Below are 25,554 nucleotides of genomic sequence, written 5' to 3'. Positions count from 1 at the left end.
AGCAGGAAGACGGAATTGACAGACATTACTGTGAGCAGCATCAAAGAGATCAGCCTGCGTCGTGCTACTGTGGACGATGCAGAGGCGATTGCTGCTGTACGTGTGGAAAGCTGGCAAGCGACTTATCGTGGCATGATTCCTGATGACTATCTGAATGAAATGCGCATAGAAGATAGCATGCTGCAATGGCGTCAGATATTGCAGGCGATGTCGCAGGCACAAGACCGCATTTGCGTGTATGTCGCCGAGAGCGAAGGGCATATCATTGGATTTGCATCCGGTATGATGCTGCCTGAGCCCAAGCTGGACATGCAGGCTGAATTGACAGCAGTGTATCTGCGGCCAGCCTGGCAGCGTTCCGGCATAGGCCGCCGCATGGTACAAAAGGTGGCACGCACTCTGCAGGCGCAGGGTGCGGAGAGTTTGCTGGTCTGGGTTATTTCCGGCAATGCCATCGCCCGTAATTTTTATGAAGAGCTGGGTGCCGAGCTGCTGACTGAGCAGGCGTTTAGCTGGGATGGCATGGATTTGATGGAAGCAGGCTATGGCTGGCGCGATTTGTCGGTACTGATGGCATCTGTGAATGCCATGCGTACTTCCGCTTCTTTGCATTAGGAGACACTGATTAAGCCATTGCGCGACGCGATTTTGAGCCTGCGATGCCAGTCGTACATTGGTACATCGTACGACTGCGCTTCTTAACTCAAACTAGCGCAGCTCGCTACGCTTAATCAGCGCTCCCCAACGTTTTTATTGTGTATTTATTGTTGTTAGTCCTTTGGAGATAAAACCATGACGATTCGCGTCGCAATCAACGGCTATGGCCGTATCGGCCGCAACATCCTTCGCGCTCATTACGAAGGTGGCAAGTTCAAGAACGAGATCCAGATCGTTGCGATCAATGACCTCGGCAATGCAGAATCCAATGCCCACCTGACCCGTTACGACACGGCCCACGGCAAGTTCCCCGGCACAGTCACGGTCGAAGGCGACACCATGATCGTCAATGGTGACAAGATCAAGGTATTTGCAGAACGCAACCCTGCCAATATTCCTTGGGGTGAATTGAATGTTGACGTCGTGCTGGAATGCACAGGCTTCTTCACAACCAAAGAAAAAGCGTCTGCCCATTTGGCTGGTGGCGCGAAAAAGGTCATCATCTCTGCCCCTGGCGGTAAGGATGTGGATGCAACCGTTGTGTATGGTGTCAACCACAACGTATTGAAAGCCACTGACACCGTGATTTCCAATGCATCCTGTACCACCAACTGCCTGGCGCCGCTGGCCAAGCCTCTGAATGATGCCATCGGTATCGTCAACGGTCTGATGACGACCATCCATGCCTACACCAATGACCAGGTATTGACAGACGTCATGCACGAAGACCTGCGCCGTGCCCGCTCTGCCACCATGAGCATGATCCCGACTAAGACGGGTGCTGCTGCTGCCGTCGGCCTGGTATTGCCAGAGCTGAATGGTAAACTGGACGGCTACGCCATGCGTGTACCGACCATCAACGTGTCCGTTGTTGACCTGACTTTCGTTGCTGCTCGCGATACCTCCGTTGAAGAAATCAACAAGGTGTTGAAAGAAGCATCTGAAGGCGCATTGAAAGGCATCCTGGATTACAACAAGGCGCCGCTGGTGTCTGTGGACTTCAACCACAATCCGGCTTCCAGTACTTATGACGAAACATTGACAAAAGTATCTGGCCGTCTGGTTAAGGTATCGAGCTGGTACGACAATGAATGGGGTTTCTCCAACCGTATGCTGGACACCACCGTTGCACTGATGAACGCAAAATAATCTGCTTTTTCATCCTTGCAGAAAATACCCCGAACTTTCGGGGTATTTTTTTGTCTATTGCTTGCAAGAGGATTTGTTATTACCCTATGCTGAGTAAAGTTTGAAGGAGATTGTAGTGAAACTTAAGAAAATTCTTGCCGACAATAAAGGTTTTATCGTTCTTATGCTGGGCATGGCATTTGTCCGTAGCGCACTGGCTGACTACTACACTGTGCCGACCAGCTCCATGTACCCGACCTTGCTGGAAGGAGATCGTGTCATCTGCGACCGCCTGGCTTACGACGTCAAGTTGCCATTTACTGATGTCATCCTCAAGCATATGGCTGATCCACAGCGTGGTGATGTAGTGACTTTTACCTCGCCGGAAGATGGTGTGCGTCTGATCAAGCGCCTGGTTGCTCTGCCTGGTGATGTCGTCGAAATGCGCGAAGAGAAGCTTTACATCAATGGCCAGGCTGCTACTTATGAGCCCTTGCGGCCACGCAGTGATGATCACCTGACGCCCAGGCACGAATATGCGGGCCGGCAACTCGTCTACAAAGAAAGCCTGGGCAGCCTGCAGCATGAAATGATTGTCATGCCTGAGCGTGAAGCATTGCGCTCCTTCGGCCCTGTCCATGTACCTGAGGGGGAATACCTGATGCTGGGTGACAACCGTGACAACAGCAAGGATTCCCGTTACATAGGTCTGGTCAAGCGTGAATTGATCACCGGACAGGTGAGACGCCTGATGTACTCGCTCAATGGCGATCAATATTACAAACCACGCTTTGATCGCTTTGGTGCAAAAATCTAAGTTCTGTCTCTGGTTCTGACAAAAGCATGCTGACAGCCGGAAGGGTATTTACCCTCCGGCTGTTTTTTTGCATGCAGACTTTATGGCAAATATTGGCTAATATTCAATGCGTCAGCATAGGAACAGGGGCGAATATCTTGAAATTACTCAGCTACGTAAGGTTATTTTCTGTTGTGAGCATGCTCTCCGCAGCCTGTTTTGCATTTGCAGACGAGGCCAGGAGCAATTTCTTCAATGATCCCTTCCTCCAGGTGACACATGGAATCGGCGATTGCCAGGCGCCTGAAGGGCCTATGCTGACCGAGGCTCAGGCTCGGGCAGAAGCGCATTCCAGGGTGGAGCGTGGCACAAGTTGTTATCAGTCTGGTCTGTGTCGTTTGCCTAATTCTTATTTGTACGACCGCGAAATCATTCCACGTGTAAAACGCGCCATAGAGGTTGATGGTCGCTTTGCCGAAACCAGTGTTTGGGCAGAAGGACAGCGGCGCATAGTGACACTCAAAGGCTGCGTACAGACCAGTGGCCAGGCAAAAGAGTTGGAAAAACTGGTGCGCCGTATCGATGATGTTGAAAATGTCGTCAATTTGCTGACTTACAAATGAAGCGATTTCGGCTATGCTGGTATAGGCTTTATGCTTTAGCCGGGTGATGACATGGGCAGAAAAATATGGTGAAATTTTGTGAAACACAATGTTTATTGCTGGACTAAGGTTGCCAGGTGGTGAATGATAAATGCTGCACGGAAATAAAAATCTGGTCCGGGACATACAGTCCTGGCCTCTACAATATCTACAATAAGGAGATAAGTCATGAAGCTATTGAATAAGCTGTTCCTGTTTGCTGTGATGGGTTTTTTTATGTCCTCAGCAGCCGTCGCCGCCGATGATCGTGGCACGACAGCCCAGGCTCAGGCCATGGTGAAAAAAGGTATTGCTTACATCAAGAAGAATGGCAAAGAGAAAGCTTTTGCCGACTTTGCCGACGCAGGCAACAAAGAGTTTCATGACCGCGATCTGTACTTGTTCGTCTATGACATGAACGGTGTGAATCTGTCCCATGGCGCCAACCCCAAGATGGTAGGCAAGAATCTGATCGACCTGAAAGTAGAGGGCAAGCCCATCATCAAGGACATGGTCACGGCACTCAAAACCAAGAATGACGGCTGGATAGATTATCAATGGCCCAACCCGGTCACCAAGGCCCTGGAAACCAAGTCCAGTTACTTTGAAAAAGTCGATGATTATTTTGTTGGCTGCGGAGCGTATAAATAAAATTGCAGTCTTGCACCCGTATTACATGAAACACGAAAAAAAACCGGCCCGAATTTGCGGCCGGTTTTTTTATCGTCCAAGATTACGGGCTTGATTCGCAATTGGCTGCCTTTGTGAGTTTTTGTGGATATCAGCTATACATACGGATCTCACAAAAATCTACCCGGCTTCGTTGGTTTAAATTCAATCTCCGCCTTCATTGCAGTAAGTTTTTTCTTGTCGATTGAAATCTGTTGTATTTCGTGTCGAAAGCATTTCTTCGTCGTTGTTTACCTAAACTGAGGTGCCCCTCACTCCTGTTTGCATAGCCGTCCAAGTCGTGATGGGTTAAATTAAATCATATGCAACATTATTATATAATCTAGCATTTTAATTAACTAAATGAGAGGTGAGCCGTGCAAAAATATAAAAATAAACCAACAACAGTTATCGCCAGGGCACGTATCAATAAAAGTCATGCCCTATTGCAGGCGTGTAAATTACCCCTGTCTGTCATGATGCTGGCAGTATTGGGTGCCTGCGGCGGCAGTGGTGAGAATCCGATGGCGGCGGCGCAGGATACGAGCAAGGCTGCACCAAAAAATGCTGTTGCGGTTTCTGCGACCACCACGACGGCCTCAACCACTTGCTATGACGGCGGGGTAAATAACGTCCTTTCTGGAAACGATTCCTTTTATGAAAATGCCTGGCATTTGAAAAACACTGGCCCTACCCAGGTCGTGTCCGCTGTGAACAATAACGGTCTTGCCGGTATCGACGCCAATGTTGAAAATGTACACAAAGACGGTAAGGGCTGTACTGGCAAAGGAGTGACGATAGCGATCGTGGACAGCGCGCTGGAAATCGGGCATGAAGACCTGGCAGTCAATGTATTACCTGGTAAGTCCTGGAATTTTGTCAATAATACCGACGACCCCAGTCCACCAGCCGTACAGACCAGCACTGATCATGGCACAGGTGTGGCGGGTGTTGCAGCTGCAGTGGGCTGGAATGGTCGCGGCTCACGTGGTACGGCGCCATTTGCTTCCCTGGTGGCTTATCCGACTGTCGGTGTGACACCCATGAGTGGTACCAGCCGTAGCGACATGGATTATCTGTCCTTTGGCGCCAGAAATCTGGCCGACAATGTGCAAAGCGTCGTGACCTCTTTTGGCAACAGGGCTGATGCCACTTCCATATTCAACTATAGTGCAGGTGCAGACTATGCTGCACCCGCAGCCATTGATGATTTTTCACCTTTTGAACTGGCTTCAAAATGGGGTACGACCAATTTGCGCTCCGGTTTGGGTGCCATTTATTTCCAGGCAACGGGCAATGAATTCAGTGGCATGACAGGTCAATTGCCAGACGGCACGAGCATGATGGTCAACTGCCATTCCGCTTTATTGACGGATGCCAATGCACTGGGCGGTGAGTTGTCAAACGTCAAGGGTATGTCTTGCGGTAATCCGAATCATGAGTCGCGTGGGAAACCTTATTTCTATCAGGTGGCGTCAATACATAATACCGGTAAAGCTTCGTCTTATTCCAACTCCGGTGCTGCCAACTGGATTACCGGTTTTGGCGGCGAATTTGGTACACAGGAAGCGGCCATTATCAGTACCGATAATTCGGGCTGTGTTAGCGGCGGCAACAGTGTTGGCAACAAGTCTGACCTGATTGCGCAATTTGGCGAAATTGCAGAGAAACTGATTGCCGATCTGTTTGGCGCTGCCTCATCCAAGGACCCTAATTGCAACTATACCGGGCGCATGAACGGTACTTCATCTGCCACCCCGAGTGTGTCAGGCGTAACAGCGCTGATGCTGGAGGCCAATCCCAAGCTGACCTGGCAAGATGTCGGCTACATCCTGGCAAAGACCGCGCGCAAGGTTGATACAACGATTGCTACCGGCGCCAATGCAGTCAACTTCACGCCCAGCATGGGGAATGGCCCCTGGAATATTGAAGACCCATGGATCGTCAATTCAGCTGGTTTCAACTTCCAGAATCGCTATGGTTTTGGCATGGTGGATGCGGATGCAGCGGTCAAGCTGGCGACCAAGTACACGCCGCCAGCTGGCAGACGCAGTGGCATCTTGTCGGCGACCGGCGAGCCATCAACATCGGCACGCGTCAGTCCCACTGTAGGCGTCAATTCATCGATAGTGACGTTCTCGAACGCGGGCGAGGTCAATGGACCCATCCGTATTGATTTGACCGTCACGAATAATTCTGGGGCGGATATCAATCCCGGGTATCTGCAATTCATTGTAGAAAATACGACGACGGGTACCAAATCCATCGTCATGCCAGCCTTCACATCCTGGTACGTCGGTGGCAAAAACTTCAAGATGCTCAAAGGTGCGCAACAGAAATTCCGTTTCCATTCGAATGCCTTTTACGGAGAACCTTTAGCAGGCAAGTATAAAGTCTATATTGTCGACTTTAGCGGCGCTTCCGGCGGTGTAGGCAAGGCACTGGATGTGCAGACTGTCATTACTTCATTCAGCATTTAAAAAGGAGCACTTTCCTTAGCCTACGTTTTATCGGGATTTTTCTGGATATGGTCAGGTTGGTGGCAATATGAATTGTCGCCAACCTGACATAACAGCTCAAACTAATGACTGAAAGCTCCTTAAGAAAACAAGACAAAAAGCAAGACAATGAAGAAATATTTCATCATATCAAGCATACTGGTGCTTGCAATTGCCTTCTGGCGTTTTTACTCTTCACCTGAAGCAGCGATGGCTTCGGATGAACAAGCGGCTTCCCGGCAGGTAGCGTCACAGGCGTCGACGCCTGCGACGGTTGCAACAGTACAAAGCAAGGCAGCAGATGTATCTGTCCAGACAGGGCAGGCAATGGCTCAGGTGCAGTCTCAGGAGGCGCAAATGGCATTGCGTGCGCAAAATGAAATTCGACTGGATCGTCGTTTGTCAGATTACCGTACCATGAAAATCGAAGACAGGAACTGGGCCATACTTGGCAGCAGGGAAGCAGAAGGTGCTGCAGGAAAGCAAACCGTGCTGGTGTTAAGGGATGAACTCAGTGGTCAACTGGCTTATTGCCAGTCGGGTTTGCGCTTTGTGCTTAAGGATGGGGTGGACTATGAGGCCTTCATACGCGAACGCAGCAAGGCCCGACGTTTGTTTGTGAATCCCCTGTATGGAGAAATCGCGCTTGACCTCGCAGATATCACGGACGAGTATGTCGATCTGTCGAAGGATGAACGTGTTGCCCGACTCGACTTCATACCCCTGGCGATACCTGTCAAACCTAAGTGAATATTGTTCAAAAAAGTTGAGTCACTGATTGCCTGAGCAAATTACCAACTCAGGCACTGGCTGTGTAGCCCAGTGTCAGGGAAATCTGCCTTGCTGTCTCGGTCAGGTTGCTCAGCCATTCCTCCTGCAGGCGATCGGCCGGGGCCGAGATGGACAGCCCGGCGATCATCTTGCCGCTGTCGTCATGAATGCCTGCCGCCATGCAGCGCACCCCCAATTCCAGCTCTTCATTATCCCTGGCATAGCCATTTTCACGCACGGCTGCCAGTTCTTTTTCCAGCTTTGCAAGGTCGGTGATCGAGTTTTTATTGTGACCGGCCAGGCCTGTGCGTGTTGCATAGGCGCGTATGGCCTTGGGCTCATCCAGCGACAAAAACAGTTTCCCGGTTGAAGTCAGATGCAGTGGCGCACGGCCACCTATGGCCCGCACGACCTGCATACCAGAACGCTCAGAGAAGGCACGGTCTATATATACAATTTCATCCCCCTGACGTACCGACAGGTTGATGGTCTGGTTGGTCTGCCTGTGCAGGGCGCGCATGAATTCCAGTGCTGCCTCGCGCACGTTCAGACGGCTTTTAACGATATTGCCGAGTTCCAGCAGGCGCATGCCCAGGCGGTAGGAGCCGGTATCAGCCCTGTCGACGAAGCGGGTCAGCACCATGTCATTGAGTATGCGATGCGCTGTAGAAGGGTGCAGGCCGGTGACGATAGCCAGTTCTTTCAGGCTGACAGGGTCCTGGTAGCGTGACAGTGCGTCAAGCAGGGATACCATGCGTTCTATGACCTGTATGGAAGTTTTATCTGAGCCGGGAGTATCGTTTTTCATATGATGGTTGGTGCGCTGCAATATATAAGTTATACCATAATGTGAAATTATCGTCACTGTCTAGTCGTCAAAATGACGCATGGAGAGTCAAGTGGCTTGCATTAATTTGATTTGTAACAGGTAAATCTGCTTGTTTGCTGCATCTAGTCCTGTAAAATTCGCCACCTGTGGTGGGGCAAGCTCACCAATGTATGCATATCTATGTACAACGGTAACAAGGATAAGAAATGTCGGAAAAAGAACAGGCTGTCAGCGAATTCAAGAGCAAAAGCGGCTTGCGCCGCATATTTTCAGCAATTCTCTATTCTATCGATGGCTTGCGTTCAGCCTGGAAAAATGAACATGCCTTCCGTCAGGAGCTGGTGTTGGTCGTCGTCGGTGTGGTGATCGCCCTGATTTTGCCGGTTTCCGCATTTGAAAAGCTGATGATGATCGCCGTGCTGATACTGATACTGGTGGTTGAACTCATCAATTCGGCAATTGAAGCGGTTGTTGACCGCGTATCGCTGGAGCGCCACACCTTATCCAAGAACGCCAAGGATTTTGGCAGCGCCGCTGTATTGCTGACCTGCCTGATCGCCCTGGCGACCTGGGTAGTGATATTGCTGGACCGTTTTTATTACTAATACTAGCAGGAAGGCAGGTTTCCCTAAAATGACCGGACTCAAGATGAATTTCAATATACCTTCTACCGCCAATGCCGCTCTTGAGGCAGAATTGGTTGCTGCCATCAATAACAAAACCAAACCGCTGGGTAGTTTGGGGCGTCTGGAGCTGCTGGCTGCGCAAATAGGCCTGGTGCAGCAGAGCACTACGCCGGTGCTGCGTGAACCGTCTATCATTGTGTTTGCCGGTGACCATGGAGTAGTTGCTGAGGGTATTTCTGCATTCCCACAAGATGTGACCTGGCAGATGGTCGAGAATTTCCTGGCAGATGGCGCTGCCATCAATGTGTTTGCCCGCCAGAACGGTATCGCTCTGCATGTGGTGGATACCGGTGTCAATCATGACTTTGGCGTGCGTGACAGACTGATCAACATGAAGGTGGCGCCGGGTACACAGAATTTTGCCAGGGGCGCGGCCATGTCGGCTGCACAGTGCGAGGCAGCCATGAAGAATGGACGTGATGTCGTACAGGGCCTTGCAGGCAATGTAGTCGGTTTTGGTGAAATGGGAATAGGTAATACCACTGCCGCCGCCGCCCTGATGCACAAGCTGACCGGTGTGCCGGTGGCTGATTGTGTGGGTGCAGGTACTGGCCTGACGTCGGATGGCATACGCCACAAGCAGGCTGTCATTGAAGCAGCAGTAGCTCTGCATGCAAATGCCATCTTGCCTGCGAGCGTCCTGGCGACTTTTGGCGGCTTTGAGATCGCCACCATGGTTGGCGCCATGCTGGCCGCCGCCGAGCGCCGCATGGTCTTGCTGATCGATGGTTTCATCGTCACCAGCGCCTTGCTGGTGGCTGCCAGGATGCAGCCTGCCGTGCTTGATTATTGCGTGTTCTCTCACCAGTCTGATGAAAGCGGCCACGCACGCATGCTGCAAGCCTTGCGGGTCAAACCCGTACTGCAACTCGATTTGCGTCTGGGCGAGGGGACTGGTGCTGCACTGGTGTACCCTGTAGTGCAGGCGGCAGTCAATTTCTTGAACCAGATGGCGACTTTCGCATCGGCCCAGGTCAGCGAAAAAAGCAGCAACTGAGTCGAACCAACCCGCGGGAGCAGTCGTGCACCAGTTACGCTTATTCTTGATTGCCCTGCAATTCTTTACCCGCATCCCCATACCGCGCTGGGTTGGCTTCGACGCCGCCTGGCTGCGACAGTCTTCGCGTTATTTTCCTTCCGTCGGCTGGGTGGTAGGCGCCGTTTGCGCTGCAGTGTACGCAGGCGCTGGCCTGATCTGGCCGCATGCTGTTGCCGTTGTACTGTCCACCATTGCAGGCATCCTGCTGACCGGTGCTTTTCATGAAGATGGTTTTGCCGATGTCTGTGATGGTTTTGGCGGTGGCATGACGGCAGAGCGCGTACTTGAAATCATGAAAGATTCGCGTGTCGGTGCGTATGGCGCCATTGGTATCGTACTCATGCTGGGTTTGAAGCTGGCATTGCTGACCAGTCTGCCCGCGCACCTGATTGTGATTGCGCTGCTGCTGGCACATACTTTTTCGCGGCTGGCATCCTGCAGTCTGATCTGGTGTATGCAATATGCGCGTCATGAGGGCAAAGCCAAACCGCTGGCGCAGGAAATGAGCAATGGTGAGTTTCTGTTTGCCTGCCTATCCGTCATTGTACCTGCCGCTGTCATCTGGCATTACCATCCCGTTGCCTTGCAGACGTTGCTACTGACGTTACTGCTGACCATGATGTTGACCTGGCGCATGGCTGCCATGTTTGCACGCCGCATAGGCGGTTTTACCGGTGATTGCCTGGGCGCTACCCAGCAAGTGGCTGAAGTGGCGATCTACCTGGGCTTGCTGGCAATGCCCGTAGATCTGCCGTTCATCTGATGTTCATCTGTCCATGCGCCTGTACCTGCTCAGACATACAAAGCCAGTGATTGCCGCCGGTGTTTGTTATGGACAATCCGATGTCGCTGTGCGAGAAGAGGATTTTTTGCCAGTGGTCGCGGCGTTGCGCCGGCGCTGGCCAGACGGTATTCCTGTCTATGCCAGTCCGTTGCAGCGCTGCGCCGTACTCGCGCACCAACTGCGTGGGCAGCCGCAATTTGATCCGCGCCTGATGGAACTTAACTTTGGGGACTGGGAAATGCGCGCTTGGGACGATATCCCGCGACATGCCATAGATGCATGGGCCGCCAGTCCGACAATCTATCAACCCGGCGGCGGCGAGTCTGCTTTTGATGTGGCGGTGCGTGTGTTGTCGTGGCTGGAGGATATACGAGACCTTGACGCGCCAGAAATACTGGTGGTCTGCCATGCTGGCGTCATGCGTATGTTAAACTCTTGGCAAGATGGTATGAGCGCCATGCAACTGGCCGAGGTAGTTTGCTCTAGCCAGCAAACCTTTGACTATGCGGAAATGTGCGAATTGCTGGTATTTGAATAACAATGTGGTTAATATTTTATTAAAATCAACAGTTAGCGATAAGTCGACAAGCTCAAATCAAATGATAGAACTCAGGAGATCTCCGCGCATCACTGTAACTTGGCGAGCCGGTGTCAAGTTGCCAGACGGTAGTCTGGTGATTGCCAAGATTATTAACGTCTCTGCCGAGGGCGTATTCTTGCAAACTTCTGCAAATTTGATACCGCAGCGTGCCTATCCGATGATGATAGAAATTCCCGGCATTGTGCAAGAGGCAGAAATCTACAAGGTCAGCTGCAAGGGCACGGTCAAACATGCCACACTCAGCGGTGACAGCTATAATGTTGGCATGCAGTTATCAGATATGTCTGAACTGCATGCGCAGCTTGTTATTGCCTGGGTATCAAAAACAGCACATCTGAACTGATAAAAGGGCTTCTTCAGCTTCTGCCTTGACCCGCCCAACTTGCCGCCAGCCCCATCTCTCTATAGAATGGCGGGGTTTTGGTGCTCGCAGATATGTTCATATCTGCGGTTAAACGGGAAACACCAGGCTTTACGCATAGGTGTGCTGCCCCCGCAACGGTGTACAAGTTGCTGCAAAGGATTGCTTTCAGTCATGCAGCCAGCCATTTTCCAATACCACTGTGCTTTGTGCATGGGAAGGTCAGATGGTGATACTTGTCAGCCCGGATACCGGCCAGAATAAGTCAAGTAATACGGACGGGGATACTTCGTGAAAATCAGGTGCAGAACTGCTGCGCCTGTTTCTCGCCTGCTTCTTTATGTTGAAGCGGCTGACGATACCGATTGTTCCTATTGCTTTTTCCAATGCAGCCTGCGGGGACGTCGGCTGCATGCTTTATTTTTCTGAAAATCATGACATCTGTATTCAAACCACTCGCCCTCAGCCTGGCCCTGGCTGCCGCATTCCCATCCTCCGGTGCTTTTGCCCAAACGACTATTGCTTCTGCTTCCAGCGTGGTGATTACTGCTGGCCGTCAGGCACAAGCTGCAAAAGACGTGTTGGCCGATAACGTCGTCATCACTGCTGAAGAAATCGCCAAATCCGGCGCGGCTTCCGTCGTCGATCTGTTGCAACAGCAGCGTGGCATAGAAATCGCCCGTAACGGCGGCCCTGGTACAACAGCATCCGTCTTTATCCGTGGTGGCAATAATGCGCAGAGCGTAGTGCTGATCGATGGTGTGCGCATTGGTTCTTCCACGACAGGCGGCGCAACCTGGTCTGCCATACCGCTGTCGCAAATCGATCGCATTGAAGTTGTGTATGGCCCACTGTCGAGCCTGTATGGTGCAGATGCCATGGGTGGTATCATCCAGATTTTTACCAAGAAGGGCAGCGGTGTCATTTCGCCTACGATTTCTGCAGGCCTGGGCAGTTATGGCACGCGTAAATTGCAGGCTGGATTCTTCGGCAATGTTGCCAGCAACCTCAGCCTCAACATGAGTGCGGGTCATGAAGAAAGCGATGGCTTCTCTGCAAGCAAGCCGGGCGCAGGCACTTTCACCTACAATCCTGATAAAGATGGCTACAAGATGGACAGCTTCAACGGCCGTCTGATATGGGAAATCAGCAAGGGTTATGAACTCGGCGCCAGCGTTCTGCACAGCCGAAACAATGCCCAGTTTGATGCCGGCGCAGGCTATGATGATCGCAGTATCGCCACACTGGAAACCATCGCTGTCTTTGGTCGTGGCAAATTCACCGATTACTGGTCTGCGTCCCTGCAATATGCCAAAACAGCAGATAAGGGGTATACGGATGCGTCCTATGGCAAGAGCCAGATCGATACCCGCCAGGACAGCCTCAGCTTCCAGAATGATATCCGTATAGGCAAGGACGTATTGCAACTGATCGCTGAAACACGTGATGAAAATGTTGACACTACCACCCTGGCACTGAACGGCAAGCGAACGACGAATTCCTTTGCAGCCTCTTATGTCTTCAAGCAGGATGCACATCTGGCCAGCGCTAGTATCCGCAATGACCGCAGCTCGCAATATGGCTCCAACACCACGGGTAGCCTTGCCTACGGTTACCGTTTTACTGACGCCTTGCGCGTGAATGCCAGCTACGGCACCAGCTTCCGCGCGCCGACCTTCAATGAACTGTATTACCCCGGCTATGGTGTTGCCAGCAACAAGCCTGAAAAAGCAAAGAATGCAGAAATCGGTGTTTATTTTGAACAGGGTGATACCCAGTTGAGCGCTGTGTATTATCAGAACAAGGCAACCGATCTGCTGGTCAGCACCAGTGTTTGCCCTGTAGAAAAAGCAACGCATCAGTTTGGCTGTGCCTACAACGTCAACAAGGCGACATTGTCTGGCCTCAGTGTGGGTGGTTCTACCCGTTTTGCTGACCTGACACTGCGCGGCTCCATCGACATCCAGGATCCCAAGGATGATACGACAGGCAAGCGTCTGGCGCGCCGTGCCAAGCAGCATGCCACACTGGCGGCAGAATATGCGATAGCAAATGCCCGAGTCGGTGTGGAAACCATCTACTCCGGTGATCGCTTTGATGATGCAAGCAACACCAAACCCTTGGGTTCTTATAATTTGCTGAACCTGTACGCTACCTATGAAGTTGCAAAAAATACGACTGTACTGGCGCGCTGGAACAATGCCCTGAACAAGGATTATGAACTGGCCAAAAATTACGCAACTGCCGGTTCGAATGTATTTGTCGGCATTAATTACGGTTTCAAATGAGAGTTGTAGCAAACTGATGTAAAGTACCTTGCAGAGTAGCCTGGTTCAGTTGTTCATTGGATCAATTGAACCGGGGTTTCCTGCAAGACGGATTTGTTTAGCGCATGTAACCTGCCAGAAATGACGGTGCTACATGCGAAACCTGTTTTTGCTCAGGACCAGACTGATGACAGTGTCTCTTTCTTCTTCACGGCTGCGTGGCCAGATACGTAATATGAAGGTAGCCCGACGTGCCGGGTTGGTCCTGCCGATTTTGCTGATGGCTGCGGCAGGCAGTGTTCTGCTTGCCTGCGTATGCGGATCAGTATCCCTGAGTCTTGCCGAACTCTGGCAAGCCCTGCTGGAGTTGTTGAACGGCGCACCGACAACACTGCCAGGCAGCCTGCTTGACCTGCGTCTCGGGCGTGCGTTGACTGGTTTTGTTACCGGCGCGACACTGGCGCTGGCCGGCGTCATGATGCAGGCATTATTGCGCAATCCCCTGGCTGACCCTTATGTGCTGGGTATTTCCGGCGGTGCGTCGGTGGGGGCGCTGGCGACCATACTTTTCTTCGGTTCATTCTGGCTGGTCGATGTGGCTGCTTTTGCAGGGGCCATCGCGGTGGCCTTGTTGCTGTTTGGCCTTGCTTATCATGACTTGCGTGGTGCCGGCAGTACTGATGGCAGTGCGCCAGTACTGTTGCTGACGGGTGTGATTGTGGCGACCGGCTGTGGTGCCTTGATTACCCTGATGCTGTCGATTGCGCCGGACAGCCGCCTGCGTGGCATGGTGTTCTGGTTGATAGGGGATTTATCGAATACCCAGTCGCGTTATCTTCCCTGGTTGATACTGGCAGCTGTGCTGCTGTTTGCCATGCGCAATGCGCGTTCTGTCAATATCGCCGCCATGCACGCTGACAATGCCAGTACCCTGGGTGTGAACATCGGCCGCTTGCGCCAGTTATTGTTTTTATGTTCTGCGCTGCTGACTGCCAGTGCGGTCAGCAATGCTGGCAGCATAGGTTTTGTCGGCCTGATCATGCCGCATATCTGCCGGATTGCCTGGGGACCTGACCACCGGTTGTTGATACCGGCGGCAACGCTTGCTGGTGGTTGCTTCCTGGTGTTGGCTGATACGGTTGCACGTACTGTGGTCGCGCCCCAGCAATTACCGGTAGGCGTGATTACGGCCATGGTTGGTGTGCCTTTGTTCCTGCTGCAATTGCATCAGTTGCGGAGGCGTTGATGGACATTCGTGCATTGAATTTATCCATAGGCAAGCGGGTGTTGGTGGAGCAGTTGAATTGGCGGGTGCAGCCTGGTGAATGCTGGTGCATCATCGGGCGCAACGGCGCTGGCAAAAGTACACTGCTGCGTACACTGGCAGGTTTGCGACCGATACAAAGCGGCCAGGTCAGTCTGCGCGACAAGGTTTTGCAGGACTGGCCCCTGACCCAACTGGCACGCGAGCGTTCTTTCCTGTCGCAGGGCAGGGCAGATGCTTTCGCCTATTCGGCACTTGATACTGTGCTCAGCGCACGCCACCCTTACCAGGATACGCATTACTGGGAAAACAGCGACGACATCGAACTGGCCATGACCGCCTTGCGTGACCTCGACGTTGCTGATCTGGCCGAGCGCGATGTGCGTAGCCTCTCCGGTGGAGAAAGACAACGTGTGGCCATCGCTGCCTTGCTCGCCCAGGATGCACAATGGATGCTGCTTGACGAACCTGCCAATGCGCTGGATCTCGGACACCAGGTCAGTGTCATGCAATTGTTTGCCCGGCTGTGCACTGAGAAAAACAAGGCAGTGGTGATGGTCAGCCACGACCTCAATATGGCTTATCGTATCGCCACCCATGCCTTGTTGCTGATGGGGGATGGTTCATGGCAGGCCGGGCCCGCTGACAGTATTTTCAACGCTGAACAATTAAGTGCCTGCCTTGGTCACCCCATAGAGCGTTTCCGCCATGGCGAGCAAACCTTGTTTCTTCCCCAAAACTGAATATTTACCAGGCAACCACGATGAGTAATGATCCATTGCAACAAGCAGACCAGATTCACGTCAACAAGGATATAGATACAGATACCGACAATGTCAACACCCGCCACTTGCGTCGCATGCAACGCAAGAAAACGCTGATGGATGAAAAGATAGAGGAGGCACAACGTCAGACTGGTGTCCTGCTGGTCCATACTGGCAATGGCAAAGGCAAGAGTTCCAGTGCCTTCGGCATGGTCATGCGTGCCATGGGGCATGGCATGAAGGTCGGTGTAGTACAGTTCATCAAGGGGGCCATGTCTACGGGCGAAGAAATTTTCTTGCGTCGTTTCCCTGATGAAGTGGAATTTCACGCCATGGGCGAAGGTTATACCTGGGTCACCCAGAACCGTGAACGCGATATGGAAAAAGCCGCAGCAGCCTGGGAGCAGGCAAAACGATTTCTGAGTGATCCTGGCATTGGCCTGGTCGTACTTGACGAACTTAATATTGCCCTGAAATACCATTACCTCGATTTGCAGATGGTCATCGACGATCTTGATGGCAGACCAGAAATGCAGCATGTCGCCGTCACCGGGCGCGGTGCACTACCGGAACTGATCGCGATTGCAGACACAGTCACAGAAATGCAGGTTGTCAAACATGCGTTCAAGGATGGCATCGTTGCGCAAGCCGGGGTGGAGTGGTGAACGCGACTGCCAAGGTCGTGCTGGTGTCGGCGATTGCATCGGGCCAGGGCAAGACCACGACGACTGCCGCATTGGCCCGCAAGTTGGTGGGACTGGGTAAAACAGTTCGCATCTTCAAGACCGGACCGGATTTTATCGACCCCATGATGCTTGAACGCGCCTGTGGTTCTGCCGTGCATTCCCTCGATTTGTGGATGGTGGGGCAGGCTGCATCTGAAGCGATGCTGGCACAGGCGGCGCAGCAGGCCGATGTCATCCTGATAGAGGGCGTCATGGGCCTGTATGACGGCAATCCCTCTTCTGCCGACCTGGCGCGTGCTTTTGGTGTGCCGGTACTGGCTGTGCTTGATGCCTCTGCCATGGCGCAAACCGTTGGTGCACTGGCCATGGGTTTGCGTGATTTTGGACCGGTGCATCTGGCCGGTGTTATCGCCAACCGCATTGCGTCTGACGGGCATGCAGCCATGGTGGCGGCTGCCATGCGTGATATTCCCTTGATCGGCAGCCTCAGACGCCAGACCGAAGCATTGCCCGAGCGTCATCTGGGCCTGGTGCTGCCACAGGAAGTCGAACGCATAGAGTCCATACTTGATGCCCTGGCCGCAGAACTGGACCTGGATATGGATGCCTGGGATGCTTTGCCCGCAACCATTTTCGCCGTGCATGAAACACCGTCAGTGAAGCCAGCATTGACTGGCAAAAACATTGCCATCGCACGTGATGCTGCTTTTGCTTTCTTGTACCCGGCCAACCTGGATTGCCTGCGTGCACTCGGTGCTGAACTGCTGTTTTTTTCACCACTGGCGAATCAGTCCATACCAGCCAATGCAGATGCCCTGTACTTACCCGGTGGTTATCCCGAGCTGCATGCGCAAAAACTGGCGCAGGCCAGTACCTGGCTGGCGTCGGTGCGTGCAGCGCATGCAGCCGACATGCCAATACTGGCCGAATGTGGCGGCATGATGGCGATTTGCGAAGGACTGGTTGATCAACAGGAGCAGCACTGGCCCATGGCAGGTTTGTTGCCCGGTCAGGTGGTGATGCAAAAGCGCCTGGCTGCCCTCGGTGCGCAAGCCTGGCAGAGCGACGATGGGGAAATGCACGGGCACACCTTTCATTATTCGCGCTTCGATACCTCGCTGGCTGCAAGCATGCACACAGTGAAGCAGGCGACCGGGCAAGCGGGTGAGGCGATTTATCAATGCGGCAATTTGCATGCCTCGTATTTCCACGCGTATTTCGCTTCCAATCCGGTCGCGACAGCCAGGCTGTTTTTGCGCAAGGCATATTGATGACAAAGTCATTATCAGCGTCGTTGCTACAACCCAGGGTGCACCTGGTATTTGGCGGCGCTCGCTCAGGCAAGAGCCTGTTTGCTGAACAGACCGCCATGAAACTCGCTCAGGGCGGCAAGCAGATGATCTACCTGGCAACGGCACACGGCAATGACACTGAAATGCAGGCCCGCATAGCCCATCATCGTGAACGCAGGTCAGCACACTGGGCTACCGTGGAAAGCAGTCTGGAACTGGGTGCGGCCATCATGACGCACAGCCGCGCTGACAATATTATTCTGGTTGATTGCCTGACGGTCTGGCTGTCCAATCTGCTATTTTCAGTGCCGCAGGAATATCCTGAGATAGGCCAGATCATGCCACCAGCCGGGTTCGCGATTCAACGTCAGGCTTTGCTCGATGCGCTGGCACAGGCACCGGGCGCGGTTATCCTGGTATCGAATGAAGTTGGCATGGGCATCATTCCCATGGGCGCAGTATCGCGCTGGTTTGTCGATGAGGCGGGCCGCCTGAACCAGGCTGTGGCCGCCATTGCGGACAGCGTAGTATGGGTTGCTGCGGGTTTGCCCCTGGTGCTGAAAGGTCAGCCATGTTGATGCTGGATGGTCAGAATCTGTCCATGTGCCTGCTGCTCGGTGTTCTGCTTGACGTGGCTCTGGGGGAAGTACGCAGATGGCACCCTCTGGTTGGTTTTGGCAATCTGGCCAATACCGTGGAAAAACGTTTTAATATAGTCGGCGCAAGCCGTTGGACTGGTGCCTTGGGCTGGTGCATGGTCGTATTGCCGCTGGTAGCGTTGACGGTTGCCTCGCTCGCGCTTGCCCGGTATTGCAATGTGTGGTTGAACCTCTTTTTGCATGCGCTGTTGCTGTATTTTTGCCTGGGCCTGCGCAGCCTGCATGAACACAATATAGCCATCGCCAATGCACTGGATGCTGGTGATCTGGCAGAGGCCAGAAAACGCACTGCCTATATAGTCAGCCGTGATACCGATGGTGAAGATGAATCTTATCTGGCCAAAGCCAGTGTGGAATCGGTGCTCGAAAATGGCTGTGACGCCGTGTTTGCCACGCTGTTCTGGTTTGTATTGCTTGGCGGCCCTGGTGCAGTGCTGTATCGATTGGCAAACACACTGGATGCCATGTGGGGTTATCGTTCCACACGTTTCTTGCGCTTTGGCTGTGTCGCTGCACGTATGGACGATGTCATGAACTGGTTGCCGGCACGACTGACAGCATTGACTTATGCCGCATTGGGGCAAACCAGGCTGGCCTGGCGATGCTGGCAAAGTCAGGCGCCGGGTTGGCCCAGCCCGAATGCCGGGCCGGTCATGGCAGCCGGTGCCGGCGCCCTGGGCCTGGCCCTGGGCGGTGCTGCACGTTATGACAGTATTGCAGAAATCCGCCCAACTCTGGGCGAGGGCAGGGCAGCCGTTGCTGCCGACATCAGGCGTGCACTGCGTCTGGTAGAAGGTGGCACGGCACTATGGTGTGGTTTTGTGTTTATGCTGACTTTGTTGTCGGTGAAGCTGTTTGCGGGAGGTGTATTGCATGCTTGAACATGGTGGTAATCTGCGTGATGCTGTCCGGCACTTTGCCCGGCCATTTGACGACTGGCTGGACCTGTCCACCGGCATCAACCCGCATTTTTATCCCGCGCCTACGGTAGCTGCAAATGCCTGGCACCGTTTGCCAGAACATTCCGATGCCTTGTTGCTGGCTGCACAGCAATACTATCGCGCACCGCGCATGCTGGCCGTAGCTGGCACCCAGGCAGCTATCCAGGCTCTTCCGCGTTTGCGCCCTCCGGGTCGGGTCGTCGTGTCAGCACCGAGTTATGCCGAGCATGCTTATCAGTGGCGTCAGGCCGGACATGTGGTCAGCGACTGTACCTACGATTCTTTGGGGGCTGCGGTAGCTGACGCTGATGTGGTGGTCTTGTGTAATCCGAACAATCCAACCGGTGAAATGATTGCACCTGACCTGTTGCTGACCTGGGCAGCACAACTGGCGCAACGCGGGGGGGGGTTGATCGTCGATGAAGCCTTTGCTGATACCCAGCCAGATATCAGTGTTGTCATGCGCAGTCAGCAGCCCGGCCTGATAGTCTTGCGCTCAATCGGCAAGTTTTTTGGTCTGGCTGGCATACGCCTGGGTTTTGTGGCTGCCGGAGCCGATTTGCTGACGCAACTGGCCAACTACCTGGGGCCCTGGAGTATCAGTGGCCCTGCCCAGCAGATTGCCATTGCCGCCTTGACTGACATGCAATGGCAAACAGAGACAGCCAGACGATTGAAGCGAGATGGCGAGCGTCTGCATCAACTGCTTGAGCAGCATGGTATGTATGGTGCGGGTACAGATTTGTTCCAGTGGTGCAGCGACCAGGCATTGCATGCGCAAACCGGGCAATTGTGGCAATTCATGGCAGAACGTGGCATCTGGGTACGCCTGTTTGCCAAAGCACCATTCAGGCCGCATGGCCTGCGCTTTGGTCTGCCAGGTAGCGAGGCAGGGTGGTTGCGATTGCAGGCGGCACTGGATGAATTTACCGGGAAAGACATTGTGACATAGAGACGCCGAGCCGGCTTGAATGAAGCTCGAAAATCTTCGACACATTGTTCCTGATCTTGGTTTGTATTGATTTTTATATCGGAAGCCCATGACCAAATTATTACTATCTGCATTGTTGCTGAGTCTGGCTGTTCAGGTGCAGGCCGCCATCACCGTGACGGATGATGCGGGCAATCAGGTGACGCTGGCGAAACCGGCGCAGCGCATCATCAGCCTGTCGCCGCACGTGACTGAATTGATTTATGCAGCCGGTGCAGGTGAGCGCATTATCGGCACGGTGAAGTATAGTGATTTTCCGGCGCAGGCAAAAAATATCCCGAGGATAGGTGACAATCGCCAGCTTGACCTGGAGCGCATACTGGCCATGAAGCCGGATGTCGTGATCGTCTGGATGCACGGTGCCTATGAGCGCCAGCTGGACATGTTGCGCACGTCCGGCATCCCGTACTTTTTCAGCGAACCGCACAAGCTTGAACATGTCGCTGAAACCCTGGTGAAATTCGGCACCATGTTTGGTACTGAAAGACAGGCACAGGCGGCCGCTGCCGAGTTCCGCCAGCAGGCACAACAGTTGAGCAGCCAGTATCAGAATAAAAGCAAGGTCAGGACCTTTTACCAGGTCTGGGGCAAGCCCATCTATACCTTGAACGACAGTCATATCGTCAGTGACGCCATCCGTACCTGTGGTGGTGAAAATATTTTTGGCAAGCTGACGGTGACGGCCCCTGTCGTTGGCACGGAGGCCGTCTTGCAGGAAAACCCGGAAGTCATCATCACCGGCGATAGCAAGAACCAGGCAACCAGTGGTATAGAGCAATGGAAAACCTTTCCCACTCTGGCTGCAACAAAAAACAATAACCTGATCGTCATCGAAGGTGACCTGATGAATCGTTCTGGCCCGCGCATTATTGAAGGCGCCAGACTGATCTGCCAGGCACTGGATGCCGCCAGACAAAAGCGAGTCAAACCATAGCAACGCTGATCAAGTTATAGAAAACCACAAGGAAAGCCATGAGTAGCCTGTATCAACGCATTGCCTGTCTGTCGACCGAAGCAGTTGAAGTCCTGTACGCCCTGGGCGCTGAAGATTGCATCGCCGGTATCTCCGGCTATACCACACGGCCAGCACGTGCACGCGATGAAAAACCCAAGGTCAGTGGTTTTTCATCGGCACAGATAGACCGTATTCTGGCGGTCAAACCTGACCTGGTGATCGCTTATTCCAACATGCAGGCAGAGATCGTGCGGGAACTGATTGCTGCCGGCATAGAAGTGCATGCCTTCAACCAGCGTGATGTGGAAGGCATACTGCACATGATCCGCGTATTGGCGACCATGGTTGGCCGGCAGGAGCAGGGTGCGGCCCTGATTGCCGGGTTGCAGGACCAGATAGCCCTTGTCAGGCAGCAGGCAGCGCAGTGGGCGCATCGTCCGAAAGTGTATTTTGAAGAATGGAATGAGCCGATGATGTCCGGCATAGGCTGGGTGTCAGAATTATTGCAGATTGCCGGTGGCGAAGATGCCTTTGCCGATCTGGCAGTATTCCATAGCGCAAGGGAGCGCATCATTGCCGACCCGACTGAGGTCATCAGGCGTGCGCCTGATATCATCATCGGATCGTGGTGCGGTAAAAAATTCCGGCCGGAGACAGTGGCTGCACGTGAAGGCTGGGAAAACATACCAGCCGTGCGCAATGGCCGGGTGCTGGAAATCAAGTCGGCAGACATACTTTCACCCGGACCGGCAGCGATACAGCATGGCTTGATGCAGTTACATGTGCTGATCGCTGAATGGCAGGCAGCGCAAAAAATGACGCCTTGATACAAACATCATAGAAAAAGACAGGCAGATAATCATGAAAATCAGCACCTTGATGGTTCAGGGCACGACATCCGATGCCGGTAAAAGCACGGTAGTGGCGGCCTTATGCCGCCTGTTGCACCGACAGGGTGTGAATGTGGTCCCGATGAAGCCGCAGAATATGGCGCTCAACAGCGCTGTCACCATTGATGGTGGCGAGATAGGACGTGCTCAGGCCTTACAGGCACTGGCAGCAGGTTTGCCCGCGCATACCGACATGAACCCGGTCTTGCTCAAACCATCTTCCGATACCGGTGCCCAGGTCATCATCCATGGCAAGGTCAGGGCGGACATGGATGCTCGTGATTATCACCAGTACAAAACAGTCGCCATGGGTGCTGTGCTGGAATCTTATGCCCGCCTGCAGCAGCAATATGAGGTGATTGTCGTTGAAGGCGCCGGCAGCCCGGCAGAAGTGAATTTGCGCGACCGCGATATTGCCAACATGGGTTTTGCCGAGGCGGTGGATTGCCCCGTCATCCTGGTGGCTGATATTGACCGGGGTGGTGTATTTGCCCATTTCATTGGCACGCTGGCCTGTCTGTCAGAATCAGAACAGAAACGCATTGTTGGCTTCGTCATCAACCGTTTTCGTGGCGATATCCGCCTGCTGGAACCTGGCCTGGAGTGGCTGGAGCAAAAAACCGGCAAACCGGTACTGGCTGTACTGCCTTACCTGCATGGCTTGCAGCTTGATGCTGAAGATGCGATACAGTCCAGCCAGGGTAATACCGGCAGGTTTCGCATCATCGTGCCAGCGATCCCGCGCATATCCAATCATACCGACTTTGATGCCCTGCGCGCGCACCCGGACGTTGACCTGCAATTCATTGGTCCCGACAGGGCGATACCGCCCGCTGATCTGATCATCCTGCCAGGCAGCAAAAACACACGTGCTGACCTGGCCTTTCTGCAAGCGCAGGGGTGGCAGCCCGTCCTGGAAAAGCACCTGCGTTATGGTGGTAAAGTCATCGGCATCTGCGGTGGTTACCAGATGCTGGGACAGGTCATCAGCGATCCGCATGGAGTAGAAGGACAGACCGGTGATTCTGATGGGCTTGGCCTGCTCGACATCACTACTGAACTGACACAGGAAAAACGCCTGCAACAGGTTTCCGGTATCTGTGCCTTCGGTGAAGGCGCAGCAATGGTCAGCGGCTATGAAATCCACATGGGCATCACTTATGCCAGCAATGATACGCAGCCAGTTTTCAAGATCAATGGTCAGGATGAGGGCGCGCGTTCGCCTGATGACATGATCCTGGGCACTTATCTGCACGGCTTGTTCGATCACCCTGAAGCCTGTGCCGCCTTGCTGGCCTGGGCGGGGCTGGAAAGCGAGCACAAACCTGATTTGGCTGCATTGCGTGAACTTAGCCTTGATCGTGTAGCAGATGCCTGCGTACCGTTGCTGGATGCCTTGCAGCGCCTTTAATTTGTTACCGGGCGTTTTTGTACGGGCAATAACTGCATAATCCCGAAAGCGATTTCAAATACAGTAAACGCCAGGATGATCTGGCTGGCGCCATGGGCGACTGCATATAATTGCCAGGCACTGAACAGGATACGTCCGGCAGCATCGTAGCGGCCATATTCCATGCGTGTATCGCGCAACCGGAGGATGGCCCAGATGGTGACGATGGAACCGAGCAGGTTCGCCATCAAAACATGGGCGGGTGCAAAGGCAGGGAATTCACCTGCTATGCCCAGGCTGGTATTGATTTGCAGCAGGCTTTGGTGAACCATGGAGAAACTCCAGGGTGTCGCAAAGCCTATGGTTACAATCAGGTCATACCAGGCGCTGGCACGGACGATACGCAGATAATTGTTCAGATGCATGTGAGTTCTCCAGAAAAAATCGACGAACTCATGCTAAACCCTGGTGTCTACTCCAGGGTCAAGCGAAATCTGGCATGGTATTGGGTAGGCGGGAGTTGATATTTTCAACGGCGCTGGCGTTAATGTGCGGGGGAGTGATTATTCTGCGGTTTTTTCTGGCTTCCATTCTTGCGCCAAAGCCTGGGCTTCGCTGATTTCTTCCTTGCTCATTTTTGCCTCGACAAACTTTCTGAAAATTGCGCTGTCATCATAGTCACCAGCCAGTATCAGCCATTTGTAGGCGGTGACCAGGTTGATGGCTACCCCGCGACCTTTCAGGTAAATCAGACCCAGCTGGTATTGGCCGCTGGCATTGCCCTGGTTGGCAGCCTGCTGGAACAGTTCTTTGGCCCTGCCATAATCGCGCGCCACACCTGTGCCTGTCACATATAAAATCCCCAGGCTGTACTGCGCATCAGCATATCCCTGTTCAGCAGCTTTTTTAAACCAGGATGCCGCCACGCCATGATTGGACAGTACACCTTTACCCTTGGCATACATCCGCCCGATGTTAACCTGGGCACGTACATTGCCTTGACTGGCGGATTGCTCAAACCATTTCATGGCTTGTTTGTAGTCCTGAACGACTCCTTCACCGTTCAGATACATCAGTCCCAGATTGAACTGGGCGTCTGCATTGCCTTTCTCTGCTGCGTTTTTGAAGGAATCCAGGGCTGATGCAAAATCACCTTGAGCATAATAATTGACACCATTGTTGAAGTCGTCAGCACGGACCGTGTTTGTAGCAAACGGCAGGCCCACTATCAGGGGCAGCGTCATGACGTAGTGGCTGATGTTGCGCATGGTCTTTCCCCGAGATGAGTACATTGTTTATTTTAGCAAGTAAATTGACACATGGCTCACTAGCTTGCCGGTTTGCCCACCCAGTTGCCATGGCTTTGCCGGAAATTCAATTTGGCTTTTTTGAAGGGGATTTGTATGTCAATCACGCCCTGCATCTGATTTTGCAAGCATATGCCGTTTTTGTTTGGCTCGGCGTAGGTGCTGGTCAGGTCAGCGTCTGCATACAGAGTGATGTGCAACGATGTTTCCATCTTGTGCAAACAGGCCGTATCAGGATTTACCCACATCTTGACGGTGATTTTTTGTCCCATTTCACCTTCGCTGAGCTGGAATACGGCGAAGTTTTTACCGTCCAGTGTTTCATTGTCCAGACGTTTGGGCACGTTTTTGCCCTCAAGCAGCTCCATCTTATTTTTGTCCAGGCCAGAGATTATTTTGTTGAGCGCATCGGCATTGTTTTTCTGTTCAGGCAGGGCATGCCACTGACTGTCCGTGCTGACACTGGAATATACGGGGCTTTGCTTGTCCCAATTGCTCAGGCTTGACTGGACATAATGGATTTTGGCTGGCTGTTCCTTGCGCTGTGCTTCAAGCTGGGTACGTATATCCTGGGCCACCCATGCATTGGCTGCCTTGAATTGCGTCAGTGTTCTTTGCCAGAGTGCATCCGTTTCTGCCGAATTGGCTGCACTCATCAATAAGCTCATCACCGACAGAAGTATGATTT

At 53.1% G+C, this 25,554-nt stretch carries 27 protein-coding genes and 1 riboswitch; of the genes, 23 read left to right on the top strand and 4 right to left on the bottom strand.

What is annotated here, in order from left to right; all coding sequences use genetic code 11:
- The first annotated feature begins 15 nt into the window (after window positions 1-15).
- The 7 genes from LZ463_RS23745 (at window position 16) to LZ463_RS23715 (ending at window position 7,139) form a co-directional block, all read left to right on the top strand.
- Window positions 16-615: a GNAT family N-acetyltransferase gene (locus LZ463_RS23745; protein WP_241458782.1), complete on the top strand. Its 600-nt coding sequence runs from the start codon at window positions 16-18 to the stop codon at window positions 613-615.
- Between the two features lie 177 nt (window positions 616-792).
- Entirely contained in the window at window positions 793-1,806 is a 1,014-nt protein-coding gene (gap, locus tag LZ463_RS23740) for a type I glyceraldehyde-3-phosphate dehydrogenase (protein WP_241458781.1), read from the top strand.
- 115 nt (window positions 1,807-1,921) lie between these two features.
- Window positions 1,922-2,602, top strand: coding sequence for a signal peptidase I (gene lepB, locus LZ463_RS23735; RefSeq protein WP_347176291.1), 681 nt, complete (start codon window positions 1,922-1,924; stop codon window positions 2,600-2,602).
- Window positions 2,603-2,781: 179 nt separating this feature from the next.
- Window positions 2,782-3,204, top strand: coding sequence for a BON domain-containing protein (locus tag LZ463_RS23730; RefSeq protein WP_241458858.1), 423 nt, complete (start codon window positions 2,782-2,784; stop codon window positions 3,202-3,204).
- A gap of 207 nt (window positions 3,205-3,411) precedes the next feature.
- Window positions 3,412-3,873: a cache domain-containing protein gene (locus tag LZ463_RS23725; protein WP_241458780.1), complete on the top strand. Its 462-nt coding sequence runs from the start codon at window positions 3,412-3,414 to the stop codon at window positions 3,871-3,873.
- A 395-nt stretch (window positions 3,874-4,268) separates the two neighbouring features.
- A complete protein-coding gene (locus LZ463_RS23720) occupies window positions 4,269-6,371 on the top strand; it encodes a S8 family serine peptidase (protein WP_241458779.1) in 2,103 nt (700 codons plus the stop codon).
- 147 nt (window positions 6,372-6,518) lie between these two features.
- Window positions 6,519-7,139, top strand: a complete 621-nt coding sequence (locus LZ463_RS23715) for a hypothetical protein (protein WP_241458778.1) — start codon at window positions 6,519-6,521, stop codon at window positions 7,137-7,139.
- 49 nt (window positions 7,140-7,188) lie between these two features.
- On the opposite strand, the gene LZ463_RS23710 is transcribed toward LZ463_RS23715, so the two are convergent.
- The gene (locus LZ463_RS23710) at window positions 7,189-7,968 is read right to left on the bottom strand and encodes an IclR family transcriptional regulator (RefSeq protein ID WP_241458777.1); all 780 of its coding nucleotides are present in this window, start codon (window positions 7,966-7,968) and stop codon (window positions 7,189-7,191) included.
- A 227-nt stretch (window positions 7,969-8,195) separates the two neighbouring features.
- Here LZ463_RS23710 and LZ463_RS23705 point away from each other — a divergent pair, with 227 nt between their 5' ends.
- The 16 genes from LZ463_RS23705 (at window position 8,196) to LZ463_RS23630 (ending at window position 23,580) form a co-directional block, all read left to right on the top strand.
- A complete protein-coding gene (locus LZ463_RS23705; RefSeq protein ID WP_241458776.1) occupies window positions 8,196-8,594 on the top strand; it encodes a diacylglycerol kinase in 399 nt (132 codons plus the stop codon).
- Between the two features lie 43 nt (window positions 8,595-8,637).
- Complete coding sequence (cobT, locus tag LZ463_RS23700; RefSeq protein ID WP_241458775.1) at window positions 8,638-9,672, top strand: nicotinate-nucleotide--dimethylbenzimidazole phosphoribosyltransferase; 1,035 nt, start codon at window positions 8,638-8,640, stop codon at window positions 9,670-9,672.
- A gap of 25 nt (window positions 9,673-9,697) precedes the next feature.
- Window positions 9,698-10,477, top strand: a complete 780-nt coding sequence (locus LZ463_RS23695; protein WP_241458774.1) for an adenosylcobinamide-GDP ribazoletransferase — start codon at window positions 9,698-9,700, stop codon at window positions 10,475-10,477.
- 13 nt (window positions 10,478-10,490) lie between these two features.
- Window positions 10,491-11,036: a histidine phosphatase family protein gene (locus tag LZ463_RS23690; RefSeq protein WP_241458773.1), complete on the top strand. Its 546-nt coding sequence runs from the start codon at window positions 10,491-10,493 to the stop codon at window positions 11,034-11,036.
- 61 nt (window positions 11,037-11,097) lie between these two features.
- Window positions 11,098-11,442, top strand: a complete 345-nt coding sequence (locus LZ463_RS23685) for a PilZ domain-containing protein (protein WP_241458772.1) — start codon at window positions 11,098-11,100, stop codon at window positions 11,440-11,442.
- A gap of 61 nt (window positions 11,443-11,503) precedes the next feature.
- Window positions 11,504-11,734, top strand: a riboswitch (cobalamin riboswitch).
- A gap of 160 nt (window positions 11,735-11,894) precedes the next feature.
- Window positions 11,895-13,748 (top strand): TonB-dependent receptor domain-containing protein, encoded by a 1,854-nt coding sequence (locus LZ463_RS23680; protein WP_241458771.1) that lies wholly within the window; start codon window positions 11,895-11,897, stop codon window positions 13,746-13,748.
- A 166-nt stretch (window positions 13,749-13,914) separates the two neighbouring features.
- Window positions 13,915-14,973, top strand: a complete 1,059-nt coding sequence (locus tag LZ463_RS23675) for a FecCD family ABC transporter permease (RefSeq protein WP_241458770.1) — start codon at window positions 13,915-13,917, stop codon at window positions 14,971-14,973.
- Window positions 14,973-15,734, top strand: coding sequence for an ABC transporter ATP-binding protein (locus tag LZ463_RS23670; RefSeq protein WP_241458769.1), 762 nt, complete (start codon window positions 14,973-14,975; stop codon window positions 15,732-15,734). Before LZ463_RS23675 ends, LZ463_RS23670 begins: the two co-directional genes overlap by 1 nt.
- Window positions 15,735-15,754: 20 nt before the next feature.
- The gene (gene cobO / locus LZ463_RS23665; protein ID WP_241458768.1) at window positions 15,755-16,420 is read left to right on the top strand and encodes a cob(I)yrinic acid a,c-diamide adenosyltransferase; all 666 of its coding nucleotides are present in this window, start codon (window positions 15,755-15,757) and stop codon (window positions 16,418-16,420) included.
- Window positions 16,414-17,712, top strand: coding sequence for a cobyrinic acid a,c-diamide synthase CobB (locus tag LZ463_RS23660; protein WP_241458767.1), 1,299 nt, complete (start codon window positions 16,414-16,416; stop codon window positions 17,710-17,712). Before cobO ends, LZ463_RS23660 begins: the two co-directional genes overlap by 7 nt.
- Window positions 17,712-18,311 (top strand): bifunctional adenosylcobinamide kinase/adenosylcobinamide-phosphate guanylyltransferase, encoded by a 600-nt coding sequence (gene cobU / locus LZ463_RS23655; RefSeq protein ID WP_241458766.1) that lies wholly within the window; start codon window positions 17,712-17,714, stop codon window positions 18,309-18,311. Before LZ463_RS23660 ends, cobU begins: the two co-directional genes overlap by 1 nt.
- Window positions 18,311-19,273 (top strand): adenosylcobinamide-phosphate synthase CbiB, encoded by a 963-nt coding sequence (gene cbiB / locus LZ463_RS23650; RefSeq protein ID WP_241458857.1) that lies wholly within the window; start codon window positions 18,311-18,313, stop codon window positions 19,271-19,273. Before cobU ends, cbiB begins: the two co-directional genes overlap by 1 nt.
- Window positions 19,266-20,285, top strand: a complete 1,020-nt coding sequence (cobD, locus tag LZ463_RS23645; RefSeq protein WP_241458765.1) for a threonine-phosphate decarboxylase CobD — start codon at window positions 19,266-19,268, stop codon at window positions 20,283-20,285. The genes cbiB and cobD overlap by 8 nt, the downstream gene beginning before the upstream one ends.
- Window positions 20,286-20,373: 88 nt before the next feature.
- Window positions 20,374-21,258 carry a cobalamin-binding protein gene (locus LZ463_RS23640; protein ID WP_241458764.1) on the top strand — a complete coding sequence of 295 codons (885 nt, stop codon included), beginning with the start codon at window positions 20,374-20,376 and terminating at the stop codon, window positions 21,256-21,258.
- A 38-nt stretch (window positions 21,259-21,296) separates the two neighbouring features.
- Window positions 21,297-22,106 carry a cobalamin-binding protein gene (locus LZ463_RS23635; protein WP_241458763.1) on the top strand — a complete coding sequence of 270 codons (810 nt, stop codon included), beginning with the start codon at window positions 21,297-21,299 and terminating at the stop codon, window positions 22,104-22,106.
- 52 nt (window positions 22,107-22,158) lie between these two features.
- The gene (locus LZ463_RS23630) at window positions 22,159-23,580 is read left to right on the top strand and encodes a cobyric acid synthase (RefSeq protein ID WP_241458856.1); all 1,422 of its coding nucleotides are present in this window, start codon (window positions 22,159-22,161) and stop codon (window positions 23,578-23,580) included.
- On the opposite strand, the gene LZ463_RS23625 is transcribed toward LZ463_RS23630, so the two are convergent.
- The 3 genes from LZ463_RS23625 to LZ463_RS23615 form a co-directional block, all read right to left on the bottom strand.
- Window positions 23,577-23,984 (bottom strand): hypothetical protein, encoded by a 408-nt coding sequence (locus LZ463_RS23625; protein ID WP_241458762.1) that lies wholly within the window; start codon window positions 23,982-23,984, stop codon window positions 23,577-23,579. The genes LZ463_RS23630 and LZ463_RS23625 overlap by 4 nt on opposite strands.
- A gap of 138 nt (window positions 23,985-24,122) precedes the next feature.
- Complete coding sequence (locus tag LZ463_RS23620) at window positions 24,123-24,827, bottom strand: tetratricopeptide repeat protein (RefSeq protein ID WP_241458761.1); 705 nt, start codon at window positions 24,825-24,827, stop codon at window positions 24,123-24,125.
- 59 nt (window positions 24,828-24,886) lie between these two features.
- Complete coding sequence (locus tag LZ463_RS23615; RefSeq protein WP_241458760.1) at window positions 24,887-25,522, bottom strand: hypothetical protein; 636 nt, start codon at window positions 25,520-25,522, stop codon at window positions 24,887-24,889.
- Window positions 25,523-25,554: the final 32 nt, after the last annotated feature.

The organism is Undibacterium paludis, assembly GCF_022568815.1.
Lineage (GTDB): Bacteria > Pseudomonadota > Gammaproteobacteria > Burkholderiales > Burkholderiaceae_D > Undibacterium.
The sequence above is the reverse complement of the archived record's forward strand: the minus strand, read 5'-3'. Positions and strand labels throughout refer to the sequence as shown.